Consider the following 6654-nt stretch of genomic DNA (forward strand, 5'->3'; position numbering starts at 1 on the left):
GGCCCGGAAGCCCTCGTCGGCGGGCCCGGAAGCCCTCGTCGGCGAACTGCCGGAACGCGAGCTGCAGCGTCACCGGATCGGGCGTCGTGAGGCCGGTCGAGAGCACCTGCGCATCGGGCACCGCACTCGTCGGCGGCTCGCCGACGCCCAGCGTTCCGATCACGCCGCAGCGCGCGCCGAGCAGGCTCAGCGCCTGTGCCGTCCACCAGGCGGTGGAGGTCTTGCCGTTCGTGCCGGTGCTCGCGACGACGCGCAGCCGCGTGCTCGGTTCGCCGAAGAAGCCGCTCGCCAGCTCGCCGGTGGCGGCCTTCAGGTCGGGCAGCGCCGACACCGTCTGCGGATCGAGTTCGAACGCGGTGGAGCCGTCGGCCTCGACGAGGCAGGCCACCGCGCCGGCGGCCAGCGCCTGCGGCACGAACTGCCGCGCATCGACGCCATAGCCCGGCCACGCGATGAACGCATCGCCCGGCTGCACGCGGCGGCTGTCGGTGGCGAGCCCGCGCACGCCGCGCGCAAGCAGCCACGCGAGCGCCGACTCGACGCTCGCGTGATGGATGAGGGTGGGTGCCTGGCTCATCAGAAACTCTCTTCCTCGGCCTGCAGCGCGTGGGTCACGATCTGCGGCCGCACCTCGATGTCGGGGGGTTCCCCCATCGAGCGCAAGGTCTGTTGAACGACTTCACTGAACACCGGTGCGGCCACGTCGCCGCCGAAATACTTGCCGTTGCTGGGCTCGTCGACCATCACCGCGACGATGATGCGCGGCTTGCTGATCGGCGCCAGGCCGACGAACCACGAGCGGTACTTCTTCTCCGCGTAGCCCTTGCCTTCCTGCTTGTACGCGGTGCCGGACTTGCCGCCCACCGAGTAGCCCGGCACCTGCGCCTTCGGGGCGGTGCCGCCTTCGAGCGTGACCAGGTGCATCATCTCGCGCACCTGCTTCGCGACCTTCGGCGAGATCACGCGGATGCCGGCCGGCGTCGGGGTATCGACCTGCCGGTTCTTCACCAGCGACACCGGGATCAGCTCGCCATCGTGCGCGAACACCGTGTAGGCGCGTGCGATCTGGAACAGCGAGGCCGACAGCCCGTAGCCGTAGCTCATCGTCGCCTGCTCGATCGGCCGCCACGACTTGTACGGGCGCAGCCGGCCGGTCACCGCGCCGGGGAACCCGATCTGCGGCTTCTGGCCGAAGCCGACCTGCGAGTACAGCTCCCACATCTCGCGCGGCTGGAACTGCATCGCCATGCGCACCGCACCGACGTTGCTCGATTTCTGGATCGTCTGCGACACCGTCAGGTCGCCGTGCGCGTGCGAATCGGTGATCACCGAGCCGGCGAAGTTCAGGCGGCCGGGCGCCGTCTGCAGCACGGTGTCGGGCGTCACGCGGCCGGTCTCGAGCGCCCAGGCGGCGATGAACGGCTTCATCGTCGAGCCGGGCTCGAAGGTGTCGGTCAGCGCGCGGTTGCGCAGCTGCGCGCCGGAGAGGTTCTTGCGGTCGCCCGGCGCGTAGCTCGGGAAGTTCGACAGCGCCAGCACCTCGCCGGTCTGCGCGTCGAGCACGACGACGCTGCCGGCCTTGGCCTTGTTCTCGGTCACCGCATCGCGGATGCGCTGGTAGGCATAGAACTGCACCTTCGAGTCGATCGACAGCTCGATGTCGCGGCCGTCGACCGGCGCGACGCTCTCGCCGATGTCCTCGACGACGCGGCCGAGCCGGTCCTTCACGACGCGGCGCGTGCCGTTGCGGCCCTGCAGCTCCTTCTGGAACGCGAGCTCGATGCCTTCCTGGCCGTTCTCCTCGACGTTGGTGAAGCCGACGACGTGCGCCGCGGCCTCGCCCTCGGGGTACTTGCGCTTGAACTCGCGCACCTGGAACAGCCCCTTGACGCCGAGCCCGAGCGCATCCTTCGCGACCTGTTCGTCGACCTGGCGGCGCAGCCAGACGAAGTTCGGGCTGTCGTCGAGCTTGCCGGCCAGCTCGGCCGGCGTGTAGCCGAGCAGCTTCGCGAGCTGGGCGCGCTGCTTCTTGTCGGCCTCGAACTCCTTCGGGATCACCCACAGCGACGGCGCCGGCACGCTGGACGCGAGGATCATGCCGTTGCGGTCGATGATGCGGCCGCGGCTGGCCGACAGGTCAAGCGTGCGCGCGTAGCGGATCTCGCCCTGCTTCAGGAAGAAGTCGTTGCCGATGATCTGCACGTAGACGGCGCGGCCGACCAGCACGCAGAAGCCCAGCCCGACCAGGCCGACCAGGAACTTCGAGCGCCACGGCGGCGTCTTCGACGCGAGCAGCGGGCTGGTCGAGTACATGACGCTGCGCACGTTGACCGCGCCGGCGCGTGCCGGGTTCGGCCGGGCATCGCCGCCGAACTGGCGGATCTTGTCGATCCAGCTCATCTGGCGGCCCCCGAGGCGGCGGGCGCGTACGCGACGTACTGCGTGACGGCCGGCGTGGCATTGCGCATCGCGAGCTTGTCGCGCGCGACGCGTTCGACGCGCAGCGGCGTCGCCTGCGACTGCTTGTCGGCCAGCAGCCGCTCGTGCTCGATCTCGAGCTGGTGCGCCTCGCTGGTGGCGCGGTCGACCTCGGCGAAGAGGCGCCGCGCGTCGTACGACACGCGCACCAGGTAGATGCTGCTGGCGATCAGCGCGATGAGCAGCACGAGGTTGATGCGGGTCATGCCGGCACCTCGGTGCGCTCGGCGATGCGCATGATGGCCGAGCGCGAGCGCGGGTTGGCGCGCACCTCGGTCTCGGACGGCTTCACGCGGGCGATTGCCTTCAGCCGGCTCGGCCGCTCGGGGGCGAACGGGGCGCGGCGGTCGAACTCGCTCTTGCTTTCGCGGGCGATGAAGTTCTTCACGATGCGGTCTTCGAGCGAATGGAAGCTGATCACGACGAGCCTGCCGCCCGGCGCCARCAATCCGAGGGCTGCGTTCAGCCCCTGTTCGAGTTCCTCAAGCTCGGCGTTGACGAAAATCCGAAGAGCTTGAAATGTGCGCGTTGCAGGATCCTGGCCCGGCTCGCGGGTCTTGACCGCACCAGCCACGACGTGGGAAAGCTCTGCGGTGGTGCGAACTGGATGCCCGCCCTCGCGCCGAGCAACAAGCGCCTTTGCAACCGATACAGCAAACCGTTCTTCCCCATAGTCGCGTACCACCTCTGCAATGTGGCGCTCGTCGGCGCGGGCCAGAAAATCCGCAGCGCTTTCGCCGCGGGTCGTGTCCATGCGCATGTCCAGCGGTCCGTCGAAGCGGAAGCTGAAGCCACGTTCGGGGTTGTCGATCTGCGGCGACGAGACACCCAGGTCGAGCAGCACGCCGTCGACCTGGGCGATGCCGAGTTCGGCCAGCACATCCGACATGCCGCCGAAAGGCGAGTGGTGGATGGAAAAACGCGGGTCATCGACCCGCGTTGCGCCCGACGCTGCCGCGGCGATGGCGTCCGGGTCGCGATCGATCGCCACCAGCCTTCCCCCGGGCGCGAGCCGGCCGAGCAGCAGGCGCGAATGGCCGCCGCGGCCGAAGGTGCCGTCGACGTAGATGCCGTCAGTGCGCGTGAACACGCCGTCGACGGCCTCGTCGAGGAGGACGGTCTGGTGCTGGAAGCTGTCGGTACTGCGGGTCATGGCGTCTAGCCCTGGAAGTCCCGGAGCGAATCCGGCATCTCGGACTGCAGGACCTTGGCTTCCTGTTCAGCGTAGACGAGCGGATCCCACAGTTCCAGCCGGCTGCCCATGCCCATCAGCAGCACGTCCTTGGTCAGGCGGGCGGCGGCACGCAGCTCGGGGGAGATCAGCACGCGGGACGAGGCGTCGATCTCGACGTCCATCGCGCTGCCGAGAAAGATGCGTTTCCAGCCGTCGGCCGACATCGGCAGCGCCACCAGGCGCTCGCGGAAGGCCAGCCACACCGGGCGCGGAAACACCAGCAGGCAGCCCGCCGGGTGCTTGGTCAACGTGAGCTGCGGCCCGGCATCGGCGAGCAGGACATCGCGCTGGCGGGCCGGGACGGTGATCCGCCCCTTCCCATCCAGCGTCAACGCTGAGCTGCCTTGAAAGCCAAATTCCGCCACAGAAACCCACTAAAGTGCACTTTGCACCACTCTAGCGGATGGTTCCTATAAGGTCAATGAGAGGTGTAAGAAAAAATCAATGAAATCAAGAACTTAGGACTGACTCTAAAATCTGCCAAATGAAAATGGTTGTAAAAGCAAGGACTTACAGAAGGCTGTGAAAGCTTTGGATGAAAGGGAAGCTGCGGCCGTCGAACCACGTTGCTTGTCGATGTAATGATAGATGTTGACAGAACAGGGTCTTCTGTGATGTTCTATGAGTATGCCCAAGACTGCCCGCGCCCTCCTCCAGTTGCCACCCGCCACGGCGGCCGCCATTGAAAAACTGGGCGCCGACCTGGCGGTGGCACGCCTGCGTCGCAAGGAGTCGCTGAGATCCTGGGCGCAGCGGCTGGGCATCACCGTGTCCACCCTCCAGCGGCTCGAGGCCGGCGATCCGTCCGTCGGCATCGGCATCGTGGCGACCGCGCTGTGGCTCATCCAGCGCGACGGCGAACTGAGGCAGCTGGCGGCGCCCGAACGCGACCAGGGCGCCATCGAACTGGATGTGCGCGAGGCCGTCGAGCTGGGCCGTGCCCGGGCCCAGGCGTCCGCGGAGGCACGCCTGCGCGCCACACCCAAGGGAAAGGACTGAGACATGCGCCTCGACGACCTGCACCTCTGGTACCTGGGCGACCCGCAGACGCCGCGCCACGTCGGCGCGCTGAAGCTCGTCTCCGCCGGCAAGGGCGTGTCGCTGCACTACGGGCGGGAGTGGCTGCTCGACGGATTCGCGCTCAGCGAGGATCTTCCGCTCGTCGACAACGAGTTCCTGCCACCCGGCCGCCTGGCCACGGACGGGCAGCGCGCCGTCGGCGCGGTCGACGACGCGCGGCCGGATCGGTGGGGCGAGAAGGTCATCCGCTTCGTCGACAAGCCCCAGCGGCTGTCACTGATGGAGTACCTGTACTACGCCGGCGACGACCGGTTCGGTGCGCTCGGCGTTTCCACGTCGTCGAGCGCCTACAGCCCGCGCGCCGCGGGTYCGCTGCCGCGGCTCGATGACGTGCAGCAGCTCAGCGAGGTGGTCGCCAAGATCGAAGCCTCGGAGCCCCTCAATGCGCTGGAGGCGAGGATCATTGCCGGTGGCGGCAGCCCGCTCGGCGGCGCCAAGCCGAAGGCCCTCATCGAGATCGGCGGAGAACAGTGGGTCGTCAAGTTCTTCAACAACGAGCCCGTCGACACGCCGCTCATCGAGCACGCGACGATGACGCTGGCCCTGCGCGCCGGCATCACCGTGGCCCGGACGCAGGTGATCCGCCTGGCCGACGCGAATGCGATCGCTGTTCACCGCTTCGACCGCGCTCCGGGCCGGCGCATCCACAGCATCTCGGCAGGCACCGCCATCCGCGCGGCCACCGCCTCCGGCGCCGAACCCGAGATGGGGTACCCCGAACTCGCGCGGATCCTGCGCCGCATCGGCGTCACGCAGGACGGCACGAACCAGCGCGACGCGCGCGAACTGTTCCGCCGGATGGTCTTCAACATCCTGGTGGACAACACCGACGACCACGAGAAGAACCACGCGCTGCTGGTCATGAACCCCTTCGCCCAGGRCCGCCTGACGCTGGCGCCGGCCTATGACGTCCTGCCGACGAACTCGGGGCAGGGCTACCAGGAGTTCATCTGCGGCGCCCAGGGCCGGGACTCGACGCTCGACAACGCGATGTCGCAGTGCGATGCCTTCGGCCTGCTGCCCGCGGAAGCGGCGGCCGACGTGCTCGCCGTCATCGAGGTCGTGAACACCTGGCAGCAGCACTTCGCACAGGCCGGCGTGACCGGGCGCGACATCGCCAGCCTGGCCGAGCGGCTCGATGGCGAAGCGCTGCTGAACCAGCGCAGCAGCTTCGACCCGGCCCGGTATCAGGCCGCGCCCACCCGGCGRAAAAGGCCCAGCCCGTTTTTACGTCGATGAAACTGCACCGCTGACACCCGAACCACGAGGGATGCACGCCCATGTTTTCGCATCGGCCTGGGCGGCAAGTAACCAAGCTCGGTCCCTGCTCAGGGCGAACGGGTGGTGGGCGAATGGTTCCGCTCACCCCTTGATCCCTCCGGCCGTGAGCCCCGAGATCATCCACTTCTGCGCGAGGATGAACACCACCGTGATCGGCAGCCCCGACAGGATGGCCGCGGCCGCGAAGTCGCCCCACAGGTATTTCTGGTCGTACAGGAACAGCTTGGAGCCCACCGCCAGCGTCAGCTTGGCCTCTTCATGCAGCAGGATCGACGCCACCGGGTACTCGATGATCGCGCCGATGAAGGCGAGCAGGAACACCACCATCAGGATCGGCAGCGCCATCGGCAGCAGCACCAGCCGGAAGGCCTGCCACGGCGTCGCGCCATCGACCTTGGCCGCCTCCTCGATCTCCACCGGAATCGTGTCGTAGTAGCCCTTGATCGTCCACACGTGCAGCGCGATGCCGCCCGAGTACGCGAGCAGCAGCGAGGCATGGCTGTCGATGCCGAAGAACGGGAACACGCTGCCGATGCGGTCGAAGATCGCGAAGATCGCCACCAGCGCGAGCACCGCCGGGA

General features: G+C 68.0%; 8 protein-coding genes. 2 read left to right on the top strand and 6 right to left on the bottom strand.

Annotated features, from left to right (window positions below; translation table 11 throughout):
- The 5 genes from AC1D1T_RS28590 to AC1D1T_RS28610 form a co-directional block, all read right to left on the bottom strand.
- Positions 1 to 577, bottom strand: a 577-nt coding sequence (locus AC1D1T_RS28590; RefSeq protein ID WP_477992957.1) for a Mur ligase family protein, incomplete at its 3' end; no start/stop codon positions are given.
- The gene (locus AC1D1T_RS28595) at positions 577 to 2400 is read right to left on the bottom strand and encodes a peptidoglycan D,D-transpeptidase FtsI family protein (protein WP_477992958.1); all 1824 of its coding nucleotides are present in this window, start codon (positions 2398 to 2400) and stop codon (positions 577 to 579) included. The genes AC1D1T_RS28595 and AC1D1T_RS28590, both read right to left, overlap by 1 nt.
- Positions 2397 to 2684, bottom strand: a complete 288-nt coding sequence (gene ftsL / locus AC1D1T_RS28600; RefSeq protein WP_477828184.1) for a cell division protein FtsL — start codon at positions 2682 to 2684, stop codon at positions 2397 to 2399. The genes AC1D1T_RS28595 and ftsL overlap by 4 nt, the downstream gene beginning before the upstream one ends.
- Positions 2681 to 3631 (bottom strand): 16S rRNA (cytosine(1402)-N(4))-methyltransferase RsmH, encoded by a 951-nt coding sequence (gene rsmH / locus AC1D1T_RS28605; RefSeq protein WP_477828186.1) that lies wholly within the window; start codon positions 3629 to 3631, stop codon positions 2681 to 2683. Before rsmH ends, ftsL begins: the two co-directional genes overlap by 4 nt.
- Before the next feature lie 5 nt (positions 3632 to 3636).
- Positions 3637 to 4077 (bottom strand): division/cell wall cluster transcriptional repressor MraZ, encoded by a 441-nt coding sequence (locus AC1D1T_RS28610; protein ID WP_477841829.1) that lies wholly within the window; start codon positions 4075 to 4077, stop codon positions 3637 to 3639.
- Positions 4078 to 4339: 262 nt separating this feature from the next.
- On the opposite strand from AC1D1T_RS28610, the gene AC1D1T_RS28615 reads away from it, so the two are divergent.
- Entirely contained in the window at positions 4340 to 4711 is a 372-nt protein-coding gene (locus AC1D1T_RS28615; RefSeq protein ID WP_477828263.1) for an XRE family transcriptional regulator, read from the top strand.
- A gap of 3 nt (positions 4712 to 4714) precedes the next feature.
- Complete coding sequence (locus tag AC1D1T_RS28620; RefSeq protein ID WP_477992959.1) at positions 4715 to 6031, top strand: type II toxin-antitoxin system HipA family toxin; 1317 nt, start codon at positions 4715 to 4717, stop codon at positions 6029 to 6031.
- 123 nt (positions 6032 to 6154) lie between these two features.
- Here the strand turns inward: AC1D1T_RS28620 and malG are convergent.
- A partial coding sequence (malG, locus tag AC1D1T_RS28625) for a maltose ABC transporter permease MalG (RefSeq protein WP_477992960.1) occupies positions 6155 to 6654 on the bottom strand: 500 nt, incomplete at its 5' end.

Source organism: Rhizobacter sp. P2_H3 (assembly GCF_056403355.1).

Bases quoted from the DNA above. Each gene is read 5' to 3' on its own strand.
- AC1D1T_RS28595 (WP_477992958.1), bottom strand. From the start codon at position 2,400: ATGAGCTGGATCGACAAGATCCGCCAGTTCGGCGGCGATGCCCGGCCG.
- ftsL (WP_477828184.1), bottom strand. From the start codon at position 2,684: ATGACCCGCATCAACCTCGTGCTGCTCATCGCGCTGATCGCCAGCAGC.
- AC1D1T_RS28615 (WP_477828263.1), top strand. From the start codon at position 4,340: ATGCCCAAGACTGCCCGCGCCCTCCTCCAGTTGCCACCCGCCACGGCG.